Source organism: Bacillus clarus (assembly GCF_000746925.1).
Taxonomy (GTDB): Bacteria; Bacillota; Bacilli; order Bacillales; family Bacillaceae_G; genus Bacillus_A; species Bacillus_A clarus.
In genome coordinates, this window is the sequence record NZ_JMQC01000008.1 from 4,700,565 (window position 1) to 4,721,187 (window position 20,623).

At 33.1% G+C, this 20,623-nt stretch carries 20 protein-coding genes and 3 pseudogenes; 22 read left to right on the forward strand and 1 reads right to left on the reverse strand.

Annotated elements, in window-relative coordinates; genetic code table 11:
* The first annotated feature begins 263 nt into the window (after positions 1-263).
* From DJ93_RS24965 to spoIISB, 7 genes and pseudogenes are all read left to right on the forward strand, one after another.
* Positions 264-974 (forward strand): annotated as a pseudogene (locus DJ93_RS24965) (class I SAM-dependent methyltransferase).
* Positions 975-1,124: 150 nt separating this feature from the next.
* Positions 1,125-1,535 (forward strand): VOC family protein, encoded by a 411-nt coding sequence (locus DJ93_RS24970; RefSeq protein ID WP_042983759.1) that lies wholly within the window; start codon positions 1,125-1,127, stop codon positions 1,533-1,535.
* A 140-nt stretch (positions 1,536-1,675) separates the two neighbouring features.
* A complete protein-coding gene (locus DJ93_RS24975; RefSeq protein ID WP_042983760.1) occupies positions 1,676-2,158 on the forward strand; it encodes a MarR family winged helix-turn-helix transcriptional regulator in 483 nt (160 codons plus the stop codon).
* Between the two features lie 171 nt (positions 2,159-2,329).
* The gene (gpmA, locus tag DJ93_RS24980) at positions 2,330-3,067 is read left to right on the forward strand and encodes a 2,3-diphosphoglycerate-dependent phosphoglycerate mutase (protein WP_042983761.1); all 738 of its coding nucleotides are present in this window, start codon (positions 2,330-2,332) and stop codon (positions 3,065-3,067) included.
* A gap of 207 nt (positions 3,068-3,274) precedes the next feature.
* Positions 3,275-4,015 carry a type II toxin-antitoxin system SpoIISA family toxin gene (locus DJ93_RS24985; protein ID WP_042983762.1) on the forward strand — a complete coding sequence of 247 codons (741 nt, stop codon included), beginning with the start codon at positions 3,275-3,277 and terminating at the stop codon, positions 4,013-4,015.
* Positions 4,016-4,138: 123 nt separating this feature from the next.
* Positions 4,139-4,267, forward strand: coding sequence for a hypothetical protein (locus DJ93_RS24990; protein ID WP_042983763.1), 129 nt, complete (start codon positions 4,139-4,141; stop codon positions 4,265-4,267).
* Between the two features lie 76 nt (positions 4,268-4,343).
* Complete coding sequence (spoIISB, locus tag DJ93_RS24995; RefSeq protein WP_042983764.1) at positions 4,344-4,520, forward strand: stage II sporulation protein SB; 177 nt, start codon at positions 4,344-4,346, stop codon at positions 4,518-4,520.
* 124 nt (positions 4,521-4,644) lie between these two features.
* Here the strand turns inward: spoIISB and DJ93_RS32445 are convergent.
* A pseudogene (locus DJ93_RS32445) lies at positions 4,645-4,716 on the reverse strand (YxeA family protein); the annotation flags it as partial.
* A 250-nt stretch (positions 4,717-4,966) separates the two neighbouring features.
* On the opposite strand from DJ93_RS32445, the gene DJ93_RS25000 reads away from it, so the two are divergent.
* From DJ93_RS25000 to DJ93_RS25070, 15 genes and pseudogenes are all read left to right on the forward strand, one after another.
* On the forward strand, positions 4,967-6,436 hold the full coding sequence (locus tag DJ93_RS25000) for an aminoacyl-histidine dipeptidase (protein ID WP_042983765.1): 1,470 nt from the start codon (positions 4,967-4,969) through the stop codon (positions 6,434-6,436).
* Between the two features lie 155 nt (positions 6,437-6,591).
* Positions 6,592-7,401 carry a C39 family peptidase gene (locus tag DJ93_RS25005; protein ID WP_042983766.1) on the forward strand — a complete coding sequence of 270 codons (810 nt, stop codon included), beginning with the start codon at positions 6,592-6,594 and terminating at the stop codon, positions 7,399-7,401.
* A gap of 30 nt (positions 7,402-7,431) precedes the next feature.
* Positions 7,432-8,031 (forward strand): hypothetical protein, encoded by a 600-nt coding sequence (locus DJ93_RS25010; protein WP_042983767.1) that lies wholly within the window; start codon positions 7,432-7,434, stop codon positions 8,029-8,031.
* Between the two features lie 136 nt (positions 8,032-8,167).
* A pseudogene (locus DJ93_RS25015) lies at positions 8,168-9,011 on the forward strand (metallophosphoesterase).
* A gap of 360 nt (positions 9,012-9,371) precedes the next feature.
* The gene (locus DJ93_RS25020) at positions 9,372-11,342 is read left to right on the forward strand and encodes a DUF3880 domain-containing protein (RefSeq protein ID WP_042983768.1); all 1,971 of its coding nucleotides are present in this window, start codon (positions 9,372-9,374) and stop codon (positions 11,340-11,342) included.
* 53 nt (positions 11,343-11,395) lie between these two features.
* Positions 11,396-12,376, forward strand: a complete 981-nt coding sequence (locus tag DJ93_RS25025) for a CgeB family protein (RefSeq protein ID WP_241484328.1) — start codon at positions 11,396-11,398, stop codon at positions 12,374-12,376.
* A 521-nt stretch (positions 12,377-12,897) separates the two neighbouring features.
* Entirely contained in the window at positions 12,898-13,149 is a 252-nt protein-coding gene (locus tag DJ93_RS25030; RefSeq protein ID WP_042983769.1) for a hypothetical protein, read from the forward strand.
* Between the two features lie 188 nt (positions 13,150-13,337).
* Positions 13,338-14,063 carry an ABC transporter ATP-binding protein gene (locus DJ93_RS25035; protein WP_042983770.1) on the forward strand — a complete coding sequence of 242 codons (726 nt, stop codon included), beginning with the start codon at positions 13,338-13,340 and terminating at the stop codon, positions 14,061-14,063.
* Positions 14,060-15,079, forward strand: a complete 1,020-nt coding sequence (locus DJ93_RS25040) for an ABC transporter permease (protein WP_042983771.1) — start codon at positions 14,060-14,062, stop codon at positions 15,077-15,079. The genes DJ93_RS25035 and DJ93_RS25040 overlap by 4 nt, the downstream gene beginning before the upstream one ends.
* A gap of 25 nt (positions 15,080-15,104) precedes the next feature.
* Complete coding sequence (locus DJ93_RS25045) at positions 15,105-15,758, forward strand: TetR/AcrR family transcriptional regulator (protein WP_042983772.1); 654 nt, start codon at positions 15,105-15,107, stop codon at positions 15,756-15,758.
* Between the two features lie 4 nt (positions 15,759-15,762).
* Positions 15,763-16,731 carry a YbgA family protein gene (locus DJ93_RS25050; RefSeq protein ID WP_042983773.1) on the forward strand — a complete coding sequence of 323 codons (969 nt, stop codon included), beginning with the start codon at positions 15,763-15,765 and terminating at the stop codon, positions 16,729-16,731.
* A gap of 216 nt (positions 16,732-16,947) precedes the next feature.
* The gene (locus tag DJ93_RS25055) at positions 16,948-18,093 is read left to right on the forward strand and encodes an acyl-CoA dehydrogenase (protein WP_042983774.1); all 1,146 of its coding nucleotides are present in this window, start codon (positions 16,948-16,950) and stop codon (positions 18,091-18,093) included.
* 15 nt (positions 18,094-18,108) lie between these two features.
* The gene (locus DJ93_RS25060; RefSeq protein ID WP_042983775.1) at positions 18,109-19,446 is read left to right on the forward strand and encodes an acetyl-CoA carboxylase biotin carboxylase subunit; all 1,338 of its coding nucleotides are present in this window, start codon (positions 18,109-18,111) and stop codon (positions 19,444-19,446) included.
* A 27-nt stretch (positions 19,447-19,473) separates the two neighbouring features.
* Positions 19,474-19,689 carry an acetyl-CoA carboxylase biotin carboxyl carrier protein subunit gene (locus DJ93_RS25065; protein WP_001985297.1) on the forward strand — a complete coding sequence of 72 codons (216 nt, stop codon included), beginning with the start codon at positions 19,474-19,476 and terminating at the stop codon, positions 19,687-19,689.
* 22 nt (positions 19,690-19,711) lie between these two features.
* Positions 19,712-20,623, forward strand: coding sequence for a hydroxymethylglutaryl-CoA lyase (locus DJ93_RS25070; protein ID WP_042983776.1), 912 nt, complete (start codon positions 19,712-19,714; stop codon positions 20,621-20,623).

The following is a 20,623-nucleotide window of genomic DNA, read 5'->3' on the forward strand; positions in this document are numbered from 1 at the left end:
AGTCGTTTTCCTGTAGAAGAGGAAGCGGCTTTTTTTATTATTTTATCCGAGAAAATCATCTCTTCTAAACGAAGTGAAGGAAAAATAAGTTGTATTACCTATGTTGTATGTAAGTCTCATAATGATTGTAATAGCGATTGTAACGAAGAGAATATTGGTAATAGAATCGATAAGCTAGCTCCTTCAGTTTTCCTTCAAATACGCTAAATTAAATAGAAAGAATGAGTTATAATAGTTTTCAGAGTATTTAAGGAGGGTTTTTAATGAGAAATGAAACTTTACATAAGCAAGAAGATATTTTAGAAATGCTTGATTCATTATGAAGACCTGCAGTACCATTTTGGAATGAATTTTACGCTAATAGAGAGAAAGATGTACCGTTTTTTGCGAATGTTCCAGATGAAAACTTAGTTTCATACTTGCAAAAAAAATTGATTTCAAAAGAAAAAGTATTAGAACTTGGCTGTGGTCCAGGGAGAAATGCAGTCTATTTAGCGACACAAGGATTTGATGTAACAGCAGTAGATTTGTCTTTAGAAGGAATTAATTGGGGCAAAGAGAGGGCGCAGGAACAAGGAGTAGATATTCGCTTTATTTGCGAATCGATTTTTAATTTAGATGTTCAAAATGAATTTGACTTTGTATATGATTCTGGTTGCCTACATCATATCCCGCCGCATCGAAGAATGAAATATGTAGATTTAATCAAAAATTCATTAAAATCAGGTGGGTATTTCGGATTAACATGTTTTGCAGCAGGGGAATTAGATGAGAGAAATGGATCAGAAATAACGGACTGGGATGTATATAGAGAGTGGAGTTTAAAAGGAGGTCTTGCTTACTCAGAAGAAAAGTTAAAAGAGATATTTTATGATTTTGAAGTAGTTGAATTGAGAAAGATGAAGCAAATAGAACAACCAAATGAAGTATTTGGAGAACCTTTTCTCTGGGCTGCGCTCTTTAAAAAGAAATAATAAGTATAGATTCTAAGAATTGGTTATAACATTAAGATGCATGTAGTTGACAATCTAATAATTTTTAGGGAAAATAAACTTATAGGAATATACGTTCGCGTTTGTTTTGCGAGTATGTATGAAATGCACATACAAAGGAGCGGTCTCAAAATGGGCAACACAAAACAAAAAATTACTACGTTTTTAATGTTTGAAGGCAAAGCTGAGGAAGCGATGAATTTATATACTTCATTATTTGATCAATCAGAAATTGTGAGTATTTCTCGTTATGATGCAAAGGGTCCTGGTAAAGAAGGGACTGTCATCCATTCAACATTCACATTAAATGGACAGGAATTTATGTGTATTGATAGCAGTGTGAAGCATAACTTTACCTTTACTCCATCTATGTCTCTTTATGTAAATTGTGAAACAGAAGAAGAAATTGATACGGTTTTTAATAAGTTAGCAGAGGAAGGCAAAATTCTTATGCCGCTAGCCCCGTATCCATTTAGTAAGAAGTTTGGTTGGTTAAACGATAAGTATGGTGTTTCTTGGCAGTTAACTTTAGCTGAAAATTAATATGCTTTCGATAAAACAAAAAGTGTAGCCTCTTAATATTTTGGGCTACGCTTTTTGTTTATTAAGAAATTAGGTCGATGAAGCGGACTTAATGATTTGCATTTGAATTGTGGTATAATTTACATATAGGGGGACAGTTGATGACACAGCATAAAGAAGAACAAATGAATCAAGCACTTGCATTGTTTTATTTTGCATATAAAACATTTACAGAAAAACCGGATGAAATTATAAAAGAATACGGGATACAACGAGTACATCATCGAATTTTATTTTTTATTGCTCGTTTTCCAGGGCTCAGTGTAAATGAATTGTTATCGTTATTAGAAATAAGTAAACAAGCTCTTCACGGTCCATTACGCCAACTTCTAGAAAAAGAACTTATTGAAAGTAATGAAGCTGCACATGATCGACGTGTGAAACAGCTTGTTCTAACAAAAGAAGGTGCTGAATTAGAGAAGAAACTTAGCGATGTTCAAAGGGAACAAATGGGAGCTATTTTTTCAAAATTTGGCGAAGCGTGTGAAGAAAATTGGCATCAAGTTATGAAAGAAATGGCAAATAGCCGTTCAGGTTTTGATGCATGGTTATCGAAACGTGAACTACCGGTAGATCAAAAGTAAGCATGCGTTGATTTTTCTTGTCTTTATCGTTAGAAAAAGAATAAATTTTATCCGTGAATTTGGCAAATATGAGTGACTCATAGAATAAATGGATAAAAAATTACATTATCAGATACTTTATACGTGTACGTATTGAAAACTAAAAAATTCATTTCCGAGAGGGGAATTATGATGATAAAACTTGTACTCATTCGTCACGGACAAAGTTTATGGAATTTGGAAAATCGATTTACAGGATGGACAGATGTAGATTTATCAACAAATGGATTAAGTGAAGCACGAGAAGCAGGAGCAATTCTAAAGAAAAACGGTTATACGTTTGATGTTGCCTATACATCTGTATTAAAACGAGCAATTCGGACATTATGGATTGTGCTGCATGAAATGGATCTCACTTGGGTTCCTATACATAAATCATGGAAGTTGAATGAACGACATTACGGTGCATTGCAAGGATTAAATAAAGAGGAAACTGCTAAAAAATATGGTGATGAGCAGGTTCATATTTGGCGAAGAAGTGTTGATGTAAGACCACCGACGCTTACTGAAGATGATTCAAGGTATGGGATAAACGATCCGAGATATAAAGCGCTCAAAAAAGGTGAATTTCCATTAACTGAATGTTTAGAGGATACTGAGAAAAGGGTATTGGACTATTGGCATAAAGAAATTGCGCCAACATTACGAGCGGGTGAAAAAGTAATTATTTCATCGCACGGTAACACAATACGTTCACTTGTAAAGTACTTAGATAATCTATCAAATGATGGCGTAGTATCTTTAAATATTCCGACTAGTATTCCACTTGTGTATGAATTAGCTGAAAATTTACGTCCAATTCGTCATTATTATTTAAGTATGGATGGAGAAGTACCAGAAGGAGAAATTCCAAAACATATCTCCTTTTAAATAGTTGTAATAAAAAATGTGTATGAAAATTTGAAATACATGCTTGTCTACGTATACAATGTAGATTCAGGATAAAAGACATGGCTTCTTTCTTATGTATATGCATTGTAGCTAATCTTAGAAGGTTGTCCATGTTTTTTGTCATAAAGAGAGCGAGGCATGCATGTAATGATATCGTGAGAAGTTTTTGAATGGAGGGTGATGTGATTGACTATCTCTAACATTCGAATTGGCTTATTTTTTCTTGTAATCGTCTTTTTATTTCTGATTTTCTTTTATTGGAAAAATGAAGAATTGTACGAGGAGAAAAAACAACTAATCCGAAAAACTTGGTACGGTTTATTTATTACATCAGTCACAGTATATTTCATGATTAAGGGAATAGATTTAACCCTCTGGAAAAACCTTTTAATGTTCACTGCAATGGTAATCTTTGTGGATATTGCATTCATCTTAACGCCAAATATTTCAGAAATATGGGGAGCAAAATTTAGTGATATCGGAAAGACAGTTCAATCTATTAAACGGTCATTAATTGCTTCAAAAGCGAGAGGAGAAATATATACTACAATTATTCAAAATGTAAATCCAGTAGCATTTAAGACGATGCAGTGGCATACGGAAGAGGAATATACGCAAAGTTTAAACGCATTTCTTGATACGTATGCAGAACAAATTGGTGCGAAAATCGTTGTATTCGTAGCGGCAAGTGAATTGAACACAAACTTCCGTGGTATTCGTTCTCAATTTAGTATTTCAGTTCCTTTAGAGCATATAGAGCAATTAAATGAGCAAAAAGCAGTACAAGTAGAAAATATCGGAATTATCCCAGCAAAAATAGTAAAAGACGTTTACATTATTATTGATGGGAAGAAGAATCATCTTCAAGATCGGGATTTTGAAAATGTATATAATTTAACGATTCATCATAGTTATTTTAATAAATAAGGGCAGAATTGCAGTTCTGTCCTTTTCCTTTATACATAATTTGGGGCTAAATTCGAGAAAATCAGACAAAAAAGGAATAAAATTGGACAATCATTCCTACACTAACACGTAGAGGTGATTGTAGTGGAAAAAGAATATAGTAATGAATTTTTTAAAGAAAAAGCTGAGGATACAACGGATTTTTCTTTAATAAAAGGGGATACAATGCAGCAAGTAGAAAACTTAGAAGAAGAATTGAAGAGAAAAGGATAAGAGTGCACCCTGTCCACGCTTAAGATATAATAGAAGTATATAGGAGTTGTATTTTTTTACAAAAGGGGGAGAAGAGATGAAAGAGACAAAGAAACAAAATCTTTCGTTTTTTAAAGAAGAAAAAGAAGAACCAAATACAGATTTCTCTCTTGTGAAAGGTGCATTAACGGAAAATATTAATCGACTAGAAAAACTTATGAATGGAAATACATCAAAATATATACAAGGGAAAAAATTAAAAGAAAATGCATAGTAGCATTTTCTTTTTTATATCCGTAGTAAATAGTTCAAAAGCATAGTTTTCTCTGTTTGTAGGCGAGATGAACAACTCATTTGTAAAAATAAGCATATGATATGCAAAATTTGTTTCGACTTGGAGCTCTTTCACATCCGATTATAAAGCTGGAAAATAGTAAACATACTGTAATAATAGCTAAAAATCTTTTCATGTTTCTCGTCTCCTTAAATTAGCTCTGCAGAGAGTATATTGCTATTTTGATATTGAAAAAATCGACTTAGATTACATTACTTTTACAATCTTGTAAGGTATTTAATTTCTCGTTTTACATACCGACAAAACAGGCACAATTTAGAAGTGTTTTAGGGGGATTCAAAGTATAAAATGTTGAACCATGGTATAATAAGAAGGGATTTTCGTTTTTTACATATTGATTTGTATTTTGGAGAGGAGCTTAAAAAATGTATTCTACTTTAGAACAATTAATAAAGCACCCTGTATTTTATCATTTTGCTGAAATTTCAAAGATTCCTAGAGGATCAGGAAATGAAAAAGAAATTAGTGGTTACTTAGTTAACTTTGCAAAGGAACGTAACTTAGAAGTTATACAAGATGAAGCGTTAAATGTCATTATAAAAAAAGCAGCAACTGCTGGTTATGAAAATGTTCCAGCAATTATTATTCAAGGTCATATGGATATGGTTTGTGAGAAAAATCAAGCGACAGTTCATGATTTTGAGAAGGATTCAATTGAACTAAGAATTAGCGGAGATATGCTATACGCAAATCAAACGACTTTAGGTGCTGATAATGGTATTGCAGTTGCATATGCGTTAGCATTATTAGATTCTACAGATATTCCGCATCCAGCTCTTGAAGTTGTTATTACAACAGAAGAAGAAACGACAATGGGCGGTGCATTCGCTGTTGATGCAAAGTATTTTGATGGAAAGATATTTATTAATATTGACTCTGAAGAGGACCATAAATTACTAGTAAGTAGCGCTGGTGGAGCGAAAGCAGTTGAAACAATTTCTGTTATTTGGGAAGAAGCACCTGCTAACACGTCAACTTATCGTTTATATGTTGGAGGGCTAAAAGGCGGCCATTCTGGTATGGAAATTGATAAACAACGTGGTAATGCGAATAAAGTGTTAGGACGAGTCCTTCATGATTTATCAGCTGAAATCCAATTTAATGTGAGTGAAATTCACGGTGGATTAAAAACAAATGCGATTCCACGTGAAAGTGTGGCTACCATCTTATTGGATGAAAAAGATGTACAAAAGGCAGAAGAGAAAGTACAAGCATGGACACGCGTTTTACAAGAAGAGCTACGCGCTGTTGATCCCGATGTACATGTTTCTCTAACGAAACTAGAAGAAAATGCAGAAAAAGTGTTTGCTAAAGCAACACAAAACCAACTCATTTCTTCGTTATTTTTAATTCCAAACGGTATTCAAAGCATGAGCATGGATATTAAAGGACTGGTAGAAAGTTCAACAAATTTAGGAGTTATTGAAACTTTACAAGATGAAATTAAATTACGTAACGAAGTGAGAAGCTCTGTAAGCAGTTTAAAACAGCATATTGTGGATGAAATTAAACATATTGCAGAATTAGTTGGTGCTAAGTTTGAAAAAGAATCTGAGTATCCAGAATGGCCGTACAATCCAAATTCATCTATTCGTAATTTATTTGAAAAGGTACATAAAGAAAAATACAATAAAGGTGTTGAAATATTTGCGGTACACGCTGGTATTGAATGTAGCGTATTCGTTCAAAAAATGCCTGAATTAGATGCTATTTCATTTGGGCCAGATATTTTCAACGTTCATACACCAGATGAACATATAAGTATTTCTTCTGTTGTGAATAACTGGGGATTTTTCGTTGATGTAATGAAAGGGACGAAAGAGCTAGCTAAGTAATACGTGATGATGTGTAAAACAGCCTATAAATTTATAGGCTGTTTTTTTGTTTAATATTGTTTTTTCTTTAGTATGTAATATTAAGCTTGAACAATTAATAATGATGAATTGTCGGTGGTTTTTCTATACGATTTATGGGAATAAGGAGTGAGAAGATGAGGGTGGGAAAACAGTTTTTTATATGTATGATTGTATTATTTCTTTTTTGGAGTTTGGTTGGTATCAAAAATTCTTTTGCAGAGGAAGTGGAATTTTCTGGTACGACAGCACCACTTAATGTAAATGTCAGAGATGCAAAAAGCTTGAATGCTAATATTGTAGAAGTGTTACCAGGGAATACAAAGGTAACATTTAAAGGTTGGGAAAATGGTGAAGCAGTTAAAGATTATTGGACTGGAAGTTTAGATAGTCGTTGGTTTTACTATTTTAAAGATGGAAAGAAGGTATATGTCACATCAGCGTATATAAATGGTAATCCTCCAAATACTTCAACAGATCGAAAATTAGCTGTTCCTAACGTTTTACAAGAAAAATCAAATTGGTGTTGGGCCGGCACTTCCGTTTCAGTTTTAAATTACTTTGGAAAAACACCTAGACAAGAGCAATTTGTTAAATATGTTAAAGGTGACTCATATAATGATCCGGCTACTTCAAGAGAAATACAATATGGGCTTTCAGGATATGGAGTGAGCTCAGCAATCAGTTCTGGAGCTAAATCTTATGATTGGTTCAAAAACCAAATTAATAGTAATCAACCGATGATTGCGCTAATTATGTGGCAAAATGGAACGAATATCGGACATTTCTTAGTACTTGATGGATACTATAAAGGGACGAATGGAGTCGATTATATAACATATATGGATCCTTGGTACGGCGATCATTACAATCATAACTTTAGTTCTTTTCATAACAATAATAATTTTTGGTGGAATGAAACGGTCTACAATGTTCGTGCAAATTAATGCTATGAGAAAGGGAGGGTGTGTTTACTTATGAAAAAATTTTTAAAGTTTGCTATACCGTGTGTTTGTTTCGTTATTGCAATTGTGTATGTAAGTAGCAATGGTTATGCATCCAATAAACAAAAAGAAACACCAGAATCTATAGCTTTAAAAGATTATGAACATAGTAAGTATATTTCACATGAACAAATAGCTCCTATGAAAGTGGAAACTTCAACATTTTCTTTTCCAATCTATACGACAATTCCATCCCAGCAAATTTTAAATGCTTCAAATGTCTCACATATATTATTACCAACAAATGAAAAATTATGGTTTATTATGAACGGGGAACAATCAGAAGGATTAATTGTAGCGGACGATAAAACGCCTATACGTACGGGGGGAGAAAATAGAAGTAAAGATTTATACGAAATATATCAAACTATAAAAAATAATACAACGCAAATAAAAGAAATTAGTTATTTTGAATTTGAGGGACAAGGAATATTTATAGTAGATCATGAAACGAATAAAGATATGTATCTTAGTAAAAGTGCAGCAGCTATATTAAATCTTCCTGCAGGTCAAAAAATATCTAGTAATGAAGTAATTCCAAAAATGAAAGATAGAATTTCAAAATCTCCATGATAGATATTTGCAAACAGGATATGATATTTAAATTATATCCTGTTTATTTTAAATATAAAATATAAAGATATATTCCTGAAATTTCATGTGCTGAATTGAATTTCATAAACAAATTTTTAAAAATAATAAATTGTAATTGAAACGTAGATTTAAAAGGATAATATTGATTATTACTGCGGTATTAGGAATTATTATATTTACAAAACAATTTAATTAGTATAAGTGAAATTTCAGTAACATCTAGCAAAATACCTTCTCTTTTTAAAGGATTTAAAATTGTACAGTTGTCTGATTTACATAATAAAAAAATTGGCGAAAACCAAGAAGTATTCATTGAAAAAGTAAAAAGTTTGGATCCAGATATAATTGTCATAACAGGAGACTTAATTGATAGTAATAAATATGATGAAGAGGCGAGTTTACAGCTAATAAATAAACTTGCAGAGCATTATCCTATTTATTTTGTGACAGGAAATCATGAAGCGTGGTCAGAGCGATATGATAGTTTAAAAGAAAAGATAAAAAAACATAATGTTATTGCTTTGAGAAATGAACATATACGCATTCAAAAAAGCGAACAGGCAATTTATCTTCTTGGTATAGATGATCCTGCATTTACTATGGGAAATAATGAAGAAAAAGATGAAATGAATACAATAAAGAATGAACTTGTTAAAGCACGAGGTGGAGTAGATTCCGATAGTTACAAAGTGTTACTGTCTCATAGACCTGGATTTTTACCAAACTATGCTGAAGAAAAAAGTAATTTAGTTTTATCAGGACATGTTCATGGAGGAAAAGTAAGATTACCTTTTATTGGCGGGTTATTTGCACCTAATCAGGGGGTATTACCAGAATACACTGCAGGTTTGTATGAAGAACAAAGTACGTCAATGATAGTAAGCAGAGGACTAGGAAACAGCATTATTCCACAAAGACTTTTTAAAAGGCCTGAAATTGTAGTCGTACAGTTAAATTAATCTGTACGATTTTTTGATTAAAGTTATTAAATTTTACTCCATGATGCATGTTCTTAAAATGATATGTTTGAAAATTCAATTGATTCAAATGTGAAATGAGTTTTTAAGAAATTAAATTCCCAGTCATTTAGCTATGTAGAAACATATAAATAAGAAAAACTAATTACAGCTTATCTTTCATAATACTTAGTTTACTGTAGTGTGGAAGTACTAAAAGTATATACTATGAAAAGTTTAGGCTTTTTGTACAGTAATTTATGATAATTCTTAATTTATTAATTCGATAACTTTCTAAAACGGAAAAGAAAGAGAACATAAAGAATAATGATTTTTAATCTACAGCTTTTGGAGTGAAGAAATATGCGAATATTATTTTTAGAAAGTCATCCCATGTGGATTTATGGTTTACCAAATGGTTTTCGAGATATTGGATATGATGTAAAGGTTTCAGGACCATTGAATAAGCATATTATTTACGACCTAATTAAAAGTTTTAGACCGAATTTAATTGTAACAATGGGATGGGGACCGGAGACTGCGTCTCAACTTAAACAAAAATGGATTTTTGAAAACACGAAAAAATTTAACATTCCGCATATTTATTGGGCAACGGAAGATCCAACCTCTACAGAAATTTTCACTTTGCCATATATACAGCGAACACATCCTGATTTTGTATTTACAATTTGTCATGATAGGGTGAATTTTTACAAGGAAATGAATATTCCAGCTGAACATTTAGATTTCGGTTATCATCCAATTATTCATTATCCAGTACAACAAGATTTGAAATACCGTGCTTCAGTTGCACTTGTTGCAAATGGATATCCTCAAAAATTAAGTTATTTTCCAAAGCATTTTCGACATCACTCTCTAAAAATATTAATTAAACCTTTGCTCGAACAAAATATAAAAATAGATTTTTATGGGGGATATTGGAGTGAAATGAAGGGGATATTAGGTATAGATATTCCAGATAGTTGGATTCATGGCTATATTGATTACACGAGTGCAAATAAAATTTATAGTTCATCTGATATTACTCTAGGGCTTCAAAATCTACCTACTCAACTTACTCAACGTACGTATGAAATACTCGGGTCAGGTGGTTTTCTTTTAACAAACGACATCCCTGAGATTCATCGATTATTTAAAGTAGGTAGAGACTTAATTACATCTTCTTCACCTGTGGAGACTGTTAAATTAATCAATTATTATCTCCAACACCCTGGAGAACGAGAGGAAATTAGAAAAAATGGTAGAAAAGCAGTTGAAAGTCATTCTTACATGAAACGAGCAGAATTTATTATTGATGTGTTAACGGAATACGGAATATTTAATGGTAAAAGAAGCAGTTACAGTTTTAAAAAAGAGATAAAAAAAGTTTACAGGGAGGGAGATTTTGAATTTTATAATGTATGTAACGGAGATACACTATGTGATATCGCGAGAGAATTAGGAATAAATATTAATTCTATAAAAATATTAAATAACCTTATCTCTAATAAAATTTATGCTGGTCAGCCATTGAAAGTAAAAAGAGTAAATCAAATACAACATACAAACTATGATTATTACACAATTTGTCATGGGGATACTTTAGGAAGTATTTCGAAAAAATTTAATATTTCAGTTGAAAAAATTAAAATAGATAATAGCATGGACTCAGATTGGACTTATGTAGGGCAATTAATAAAAATTGATAGGGGTTATACACAGTTCACTTTTCTACCATCAACACTAATTTCTAAAGGTTTTATAAACGAAAAAATAATTTCGTTAACTTATAATGCAAATGGTTTTGCGGATAAAACTGAAGAAATTTTAGAGGTTTTAAAAAAACATAATATTCAAACCACTATGTTTTTGACAGGTAAATGGGTAGAGAGTTTCCCCACTCTTGCAAGACGAATTGTTTTAGAAGGTCATGAAATTGCAAACTTTTCATATAGTCACTCAGATTTAATAAGAACACCATATGAAAATATCATAGAGGAATTCAAAAAAACAACAGATTGTTTTAAGGATATTTTAAAAACTGAAGGAGTCCCTTTATTCCGACCGCCGCTTGGGAATTGGAATAAAAAAATTTTAGAGATTGCTAGTAAAATAGGTTATCCTTATACAATTCATTGGAATATAGATTCTAATGATTGGAAGGAATCAGAGGTTGATAGTATTGTTAGAAAAGTAATGGATAATGTAAAAGGTGGAGATATTGTATTATTTCATTTGAATGGAAATTCCACAGCTGCTGCAACAGATATTATAATTTCTGAATTAAGAAAAAAGAAATACAAAATAGTAAAAGTAAGTGAGATGCTCATTTGATTTTAAAATAACAAAAAAATAATATAGAGTCGCGAGTTAAGGAGTGAAATCAAATGCGTATTTTATTTTTAGAGAGTAGCCATATATGGAAAAATAATCTACCTAGGGGATTTCAAGCTGATGGACATAACGTTTTAATTTCAGGCCCGATAACAAAAGAATTATCAAAAACATTATATGAATTTGAACCAGATTTGGTAATTTCAATTGGCTGGGGACAAGAACAAACAAAAGAAAAACAAGATATAATAAGGGACTGTATGAAGAAAATAAAAGTACCACTCATTTATTGGGCTGTAGAAGATCCAGCATATACGAAAATTTGGTCAATTCCGTTAGTTAAAAGAATGAGACCAGATTTTGTTTTTACAATATGCCCTAATACAGTTAAGGTATATGAACAGTTGGGGGTTCCATCTGCTCATTTAGATTTTGGATTTGAAAAAAGTGTACACTATAAAACGAATGAATTTGCTGAATATAAAAGTTCAATCGCGGTTGTTGCAAATGCATATCCTCATGTTTTTGAAAAATATCCTGAACACTTCCGGAGTAATTCACTAAACGTATTGATTCGTCCACTTCTGGAAAATAATATAAGAGTTGATTTTTGGGGGAATAAGTGGGATGAAATGAGTCGTTTTTTTGGAATGGATATACCAAAGGAGTGGATTCATGGACCTATTCATTATTTAGAGGCTCATAAGGTATATAATTCAGCGAAAATTACACTCGGATTACAAAATTATCCAGAATTACTCACTCAGAGAACTTATGAAATTTTAGGTTCTGGGGGATTGCTCCTTACAATGGATACGCTAGGTGTTAGAAAAATATTTAAACCAGGAATAGATTTAATCGCAGTTTCATCAGCGAAGGAAACACTTCATGCAGTAGATTATTTTCTAAAGCATAAAGAAAAACGACAAGAAATTCGAGATCATGGTAGTGTAGCTGTTCAGGAATATAATTATCAAGTACGGGCTAAACAAATTATTGATATATTATCAGAAAATAAAATGCTGATGGTGTGAGATACAGTGAGTGGAGAAAAGAATGATTTTTGTGATCATTATGATTTGGAGGAATATAAATTGTATATTGTAAAAAAGGTGATAGTTCATTTTAGATTACAAGTGAGTTGAATGTGTTTATGAAATTTTTTTAAAAAATAAATGGATTAAATTCTAATATTATATTAGAGAAAAACACGTTAAAGATGAAAAGAAAAGATAGTAGAAGAAGGTTTTAACATGTTCAGAAATATTGAAGATTTTGAGGTGTGTGAATCAGCTATTAAAAAAATTAAATATATAATTAAAAAAACAGAGTAATATTTTCAATAGACAAAATATTACTCTGTTTTTTTAGAAGATTATAATATGTACAATGAAATTATCCATTACAATTTTGTTAAATTTATTCTACGTTACATAAACTAACAAATTTTGACCTAACGACTTTGTTATAGTGTAAGCAATTAAAATACTCAGATTTCGGTTGGTTTAGACTATGTATTGCTTATTCAAACAAAAAATGATAAAGGAGCGTACACATGCATAAAGAATTTGAAATTGAGGAGTACACTGCGACTGAAGAACAAATCCATTATTATAGCCAATGTTTATTAGTAAATCATCCAGAACAAATTGTAAAGTATTTAGAGAGAAGATTAGAAAAGTATACAGAAACACTGAGGTATGCGCATTTATATCCAGAAACTGTTATTTTACCAATACAGCAACTAATTATTGAGTATTCTTTAGACATTGCTAGAATTAGAAAGTATTTGAATTTGCAGACATGAATAAAAGATAATGATTTGAAATGAAACAGAGTCGACTTTGAGAAAATGTATTCTAATGTCGACTTTGTTTCATTATGTTACAAATTGCGAATAAAAAAATAAGGCACATAAATAAAGTTGACATACAATACGCTAAGAGTAAAATAAAAAGTGAGTACTCACTCATTTTGTGAAAAGGGGGATTTTACTTGCAACAACCTTCAATAATTTTAGAGGACGTATCAAAGTATTTTGGAAAAAAAGAAGTTTTGCATAATCTTTCATTAACTGTAGAAAAGGCAGAAATTTTTGGTTTAGTTGGTCCTTCAGGATCTGGGAAAACGACACTCATTAAAATGGTTGCTGGCATTAGTGAGTCAACTTTAGGTGATGTTACAGTTTTAGGTACGAAAATGCCTCATTTAAATGAGATGAAAAAAATTGGTTATATGGCTCAAGCTGATGCTCTTTATGAAGAATTATCAGCTTATGAAAACGCAGATTTTATTGCAACGATGTATGGGCTAAAGGGAAAGCGTAAAAAGGAGAGAATAGTAGAAGTTTTTGAGCTAGTGGAATTATCACAACATATGGAAAAGCAAGTACAACATTTTTCGGGTGGAATGAAGAAACGTTTATCATTAGCGATATCGCTCCTTCATGAACCGGAAATATTAATTTTAGATGAACCGACAGTCGGAATTGATCCAGTTCTTCGTAAATCGATTTGGGAAAAATTTTATGAGCTTAAAAAGAAAGGAACTACGATTATCGTAACAACGCACATTATGGATGAGGCGGAATTTTGTGAACGACTTGGGCTAATTAGAGAAGGGAAATTAGTTGCAGTTGGAACACCAGAGGAATTAAAAGGGCAAACTTCATCTGGACGAATTGAAGATGTCTTCTTATTGGAAAGAGGGATTGAATTATGAGAATCGGTGGCGTGATCATTCGAATCATTCGTCAATTTTTTAGAGATAAGCGATCTCTCGCAATGATGTTTGGAGCTCCAATGTTATTGCTTTGGTTATTATCACTTGTATTTACACAAAAAGATTATACACCACACATTGCATTAATAGACATGCCAGCTCCTATAGTGTCAGCGATGAAAAAGCAAGACGTAACGATTCATGAGTATAGCAAGGATAAAGCTTACTCTGAGTTAGGGAAACAACAATTAGACGCAGTAATTACTTTAGAGGATGGAAAAATAGGAGTATTACTAGAAGGTAGTGATTCTTCCAAAAATCGTGCTGTGTTGCAAGTGTTACAAAAAGGTACGGAGAAACAAGATGCATCTATTATGAAGCCAGAAGTTAGTTTCTTACACGGTTCTAAAGATTTTACAATGTTTGATGGGCTTGGTCCGGTATTAATTGGTTTCTTTACATTTTTCTTTGTTTTTATTTTATCAGGGGTATCCTTTGTAAGAGAACGTTTAAGTGGGACACTAGAAAGGCTATTATCTACTCCAGTTAGAAGATGGGAGATTGTCGTAGGATATATAGTTGGATTTGGGATTTTTGCATTTTTACAGTCTATTATTATTGTAAGCTTTTCAGTGTATATTCTCGATTTATATGTCGCTGGGTCTTTATGGCTTACTTTACTTATTACATGTATGCTCTCGCTGACAGCATTAACATTAGGAACATTTTTGTCAGCATACGCTAACAATGAATTTCAAATGATTCAGTTCATCCCGCTTGTAATTGTGCCACAAGTTTTCTTTTCCGGTTTGTTTCCTATTGAATCGATGAATAAATGGTTGCAAATATTAGGAAAGTTATTTCCACTCACATATGGTGCTGATGCAATGAGGCAAGTGATGATTCGAAATCAAGGGTTTTCTGAAATTGTATTGGATCTTAGCATACTTCTTCTGTTTTCTGTATTATTTGCAGTAGGGAATGTATTTGCTTTAAAGAAACACCGCAGAATATAATGATAATAAAAAAGGGGCTTTATAAATGGAGAAAGATTGGCTTGAAGAATTAATTGCTGCGACAAGCACTGATAAGCGCAACGAACGTCAAATGCGTATATTAGAGGCGGCAGTTGATATGTTTGGAGAAAAAGGATACGCTTCAACTTCAACGAGTGAGATTGCAAAACGAGCTGGTGTAGCGGAAGGAACGATCTTCCGCTACTATAAAACAAAAAAAGATTTACTATTAGCAGTTGTAATGCCGACTTTAACAAAGTTTGCAGCACCGTTTTTCGTACAAGCTTTTGCGAAGGAAATATTTAAAAATGATTATGAATCATATGAAGAGTTTTTAAGAGTAGCCATTCGAAACCGATTTGAATTTGCAAAAAAACACTTTCCGATGTTAAAAATATTAATACAAGAAGTGCCATTTCAGCCAGAATTAAAAAGTGAAATACAACAATTAGTGGAAAAAGAACTATTTTCTCATTTCAAAAAACTAATTGTAAAATTTCAAGAAAAAGGACAAATTATTGAAATACCTACACCTTCTGTATTACGTTTTACTCTATCAGCAATTTTAGGATTACTTTTAACACGATTTTTATTGTTGCCGGAAGAAAAATGGGATGATGAAGTAGAAATTGAAAATACGATTCAATTTATATTGTATGGAATAACACCACGGAGGTAATGAAATGCGACAATTTACTAAGCCAACAGTTGTTGTTAGTAAATGCTTAGAATTCGCTGCTTGTCGTTATAATGGAGATATGATTCCAGATATAACAATTCGAAATTTGCAGCCATTTGTTACATTTATTCCAGTATGTCCTGAAGTGGAGATTGGCTTAGGAATTCCTCGGGAAACGATACGTATTGTCGAGGAGGGTGGAATCAATAAACTCGTACAACCTTCAACACGAGAAGACGTGACGGGAAAAATGGAGCAGTTTTCAAATCATTTTTTACATACGTTACTAGATGTTGATGGTTTTATTTTGAAAAGTCGTTCACCAAGCTGTGGAACTAGGGATGTGAAAGTTTATACAGGATATGAGAAAGCGCCAGCAAAAGGAAAAGGTGCGGGCGTATTTGGCGGTGCTGTATTAAAAAAATTTCCGCATCTTGCAATAGAAGAGGAAGGTAGATTGTCGAATTTTATTATTCGAGAACATTTCTTTACAAGATTGTTTACGATCACTCATTTTAAAACGATTAAACATAATAAAAGTTTGAAAGAACTCGTGTCTTTTCAATCCGATTATAAATATTTATTCATGGCATATAACCAAGTGAAACAGAAAGAATTAGGCCGTATTATTGCGAATCAAACAAAAGGTCAAATTGAGTCTGTTTTTGAGAATTACGAGAAGGTTTTATATGAATTATTGATGCGTACACCGCGCTATACATCGAATGTAAATGTATGTGAGCATATTTTCGGATACTTTAAAACGAAGCTGAAAAACCAAGAAAAAGAGCATTTTTTGACATTGCTTCATAAGTATGCTGAGAAAAAAATTCCACTAAGTAGTTTACTTGCAATTTTAAAGTCTTGGGCGATTCGCTTTGAAGAAGGTTATTTATTACGACAAACATATTTCGAACCATATCCTGAAGCACTAGTGGAAATTTCGGATTCAGGAAAGGGTAGAGATTACTAAACAAAAAAACACAAAATTCGACAGTGAAATTCTTACGTTGTTGTAGAACAATGTAGGAATTTTTTTGTGCATGAGTACAGATTCTGTTTTAAAATTAAGTTATGACAGAATTATAGCAATTATCCAAAAAAATATTCTTGTCTCTAAAAAGTAATGTTTGTAGTACAAACTCGCACGCTGTCGAAACTCAATATTCGATAAGGGGTGTGTAGCGGAATGGAATTTACTCTAACTCGCGAAAAACAAATGATTAAAGAAATGGTACGTGATTTTGCTGAAAAGGAAATCGCACCGAAAGCTGTGTATTATGACAAAACTGCAGAATTTCCATATGAAACATTTCAAAAAATGGGCGAACTAGGTTTGTTAGGAATCCCATTCCCAGAAGAATATGGAGGTTCTGGCGGCGATACACTATCGTACGCTTTAGCTGTTGAGGAAATTGGTCGTGCATGTGGTGGTACGGGTTTAAGCTACGCTGCAACGATTTCATTAGGTGCTTCTCCAATTTATTATTTCGGTACAGAAGAACAAAAGCAAAAGTATTTAGTTCCAATGGCATCAGGGAAAACGTTAGGTGCATTTGGGTTAACAGAACCGAATGCAGGATCTGATGCTGGCGGTACACAAACGAAAGCGTTTTTAGATGGCGATGAATATGTAATTAGTGGTGAGAAGTGTTGGATTACAAACGCAGAGTATGCAAATACAATTATTGTAACCGCTATCAATGGTGTTGAAGAAAATGGTAAAAAACGCATTTCTGCATTTATCGTACCGACAACTAGCGAAGGACTAACAATTTCAAGTCCTTACGATAAGATGGGCGTTCGTGCTTCTAATACTTGTGAAATCGTACTAGATGGTGTACGTGTACCGAAAGAAAATATACTTGGTGATGTAAATAAAGGATTTAAGCAATTCTTATATACACTTGATGGAGGACGTATTTCAATTGCAGCATTAGCTGTAGGGATTGCACAATCTGCATTTGAACGTGCACTGCAATATGCGAAAGAACGTCAACAATTTGGAAAGACAATTTCTAATTTCCAAGCGATTCAATTTAAACTAGCTGATATGGCGACTGAAGTGGAACTTGCACGTAATTTAGTACATAAAGCAGCTTGGTTAAAAGATCACGATAAACCTTTCGGTAAAGAAGCGGCTATGGCAAAACTTTTTGCATCTGAAGCAGCAAGTCGTATAGCGAATCAAGCTGTTCAGATTCATGGTGGATATGGATATATGCGTGAATATGAAGTGGAACGTCACATTCGTGATGCGAAACTGTTAGAAATTGGTGAAGGAACTTCTGAAATTCAACGTCTCGTAATTGCAAGACATTTAGGATGTAGATAAAAAGGAGGGCTCACTATGTTTCAAAAAATATTAATTGCTAATCGCGGGGAAATCGCAGTTCGTATTATTAAAACTTGCCAAAATCTTGGCATTCGCACCGTTGCTATTTACTCAGAGGCAGATGAAAATGCACTCCATGTAAAAATGGCAAATGAAGCTTATCTAGTAGGTGGACCGCGTGTCCAAGAAAGTTATTTAAATCTTGAAAAGATTATTGAAATAGCTAAGAAGACAAATGCAGAAGCGATTCATCCAGGATACGGATTGTTATCAGAAAATCCGTCGTTTCCGATTCGCTGTAAAGAGGAAGGAATCGTGTTTATCGGTCCTTCAGAAGAAATTATTGCCAAGATGGGAAGTAAAATTGAGTCACGATTAGCAATGCAAGAAGCAGATGTTCCGGTAGTTCCAGGTATTACAACAAATATTGAAACTGCTGAAGAAGCAATTGAAATTGCAAAACAAATTGGTTATCCATTAATGCTAAAGGCATCCGCGGGCGGCGGAGGCATTGGAATGCAGTTGATGGAAACTGAGCAAACGCTCACCAAAGCATTTGAAAGTAATAAAACAAGAGCACAGAATTTCTTTGGTAATGGTGAAATGTATTTAGAGCGTTATATCGCAGATGCACACCATATTGAAATTCAGCTTCTTGCAGATACACACGGTAATACGGTGTATTTATGGGAACGCGAATGCTCTGTACAACGTAGAAACCAAAAAGTAATTGAGGAAGCACCTTCACCATTTTTAGATGAAGGGACGCGGAAAGCGATGGGAGAGGTCGCTGTACAAGCTGCAAAAGCTCTCGGTTATACAAATGCAGGTACAGTAGAATTTCTAGTAGATGACCAGAAAAACTTCTATTTCTTAGAGATGAATACGAGATTACAAGTAGAGCATCCAGTTACAGAAGAAATTACAGGTTTAGATCTTGTAGAACAACAGCTTCGGATTGCTTCTGGAGAAAAGCTTTCCTTTACACAGGAAGATGTAAACCGTAGTGGTCATGCCATTGAGGCTCGTATTTACGCAGAGGACCCAAAAACGTTCTTCCCATCTCCAGGGAAAATTACCGGCTTAACGTTACCGACAAAAGTTCGTATGGATCACTTTTTAGAGAATAATGTAACGATAACGCCTTTCTATGATCCAATGATTGCAAAAGTAATAGCACATGGTGAAACTCGTGAAGAAGCAATTTCAAAATTACAAGATGCGCTGCAAGAGTTAAAAGTAGAAGGTATTAAAACAAATACACCAATGCTACTGCAAGTATTGGAAGACGATGTATTCAAAAGTGGTATTTATACAACTGGATTTGTAACGAAACAACTCGTTAAAAAATAAGATTTGCGAATATTAAAGGGGGAAAAAATGATGACAAAAGTATATGCATCGATGGCAGGAAATGTTTGGAAAATTGTTGTAGGAGTAGGAGATACAGTAGAGGAAGAGCAAGATGTCGTCATTTTGGAATCTATGAAAATGGAAATTCCAATCGTTTCAGAAGAAGCTGGAACAGTAATGAAAATAAATGTGCAAGAAGGCGATTTTGTAAATGAAGGCGATGTATTACTAGAAATTGAATAGGGAGAAATAGGGGTGAAGTATATTGAAATTACCTAATTTTGCTGTCATTAAAGAAGTAGGGCCACGAGATGGCCTGCAAAATGAAAAGAAAATTGTTGGCACAAAAGATAAAGTGAAATGGATTCAATTACTTACAGAAGCAGGATTGTCATATATTGAAGTTTCCTCCTTCGTTCACCCAAAATGGGTTCCTGCATTAGCTGATGCAAATGATGTATTTACAGAGCTAAAAAGAAATCCAGATGTTACATATGCTGCGCTTGTTCCAAATCAAAACGGTTTGGAACGAGCTCTTTTGCAAAATGTAGACGAGGTGAATGTTTTTTTATCAGCAAGTGAATCACACAATAAAAGTAATATTAATAAATCTATTAAAGAAGCATTAGTTGTAATAGAAAATATTGCGAAACAAGCGAGATTTGAAGGGAAGAAAGTAAGAGGCTATGTTTCTACTGTATTTGGTTGCCCATATGAAGGAGAGGTAAGCATTGATGCAGTAGATGAATTATGTAATCAACTTTTTTCAATGGGCATATATGAAGTCTCTCTTGGTGACACAATTGGTGTGGCGAATCCATTACAAGTCGAAATTGTATTAGAACGTTTACTTAAAAAATATGATTCTTCTCAATTTGCAATGCACTTCCATAATACGTATGGTATGGCACTAGCGAACGTAATCCAATCGCTAGAATATGGCATCACAACATTTGATAGTTCTTGTGGTGGCCTTGGAGGTTGCCCTTATGCACCAGGAGCATCAGGGAATGTTGCAACAGATGATTTAGTACATATGCTCCATAAATTAGGTGTACAAACGAATATAAATGAAGAAAAGTTGTTACAAGCTAGTCAGTTTATTCAAAGTAAGTTGAATATCCAATTACCGAGTCATGTGTATAGAGCGCTTCAACATAAAACTATAAGTAGGTGA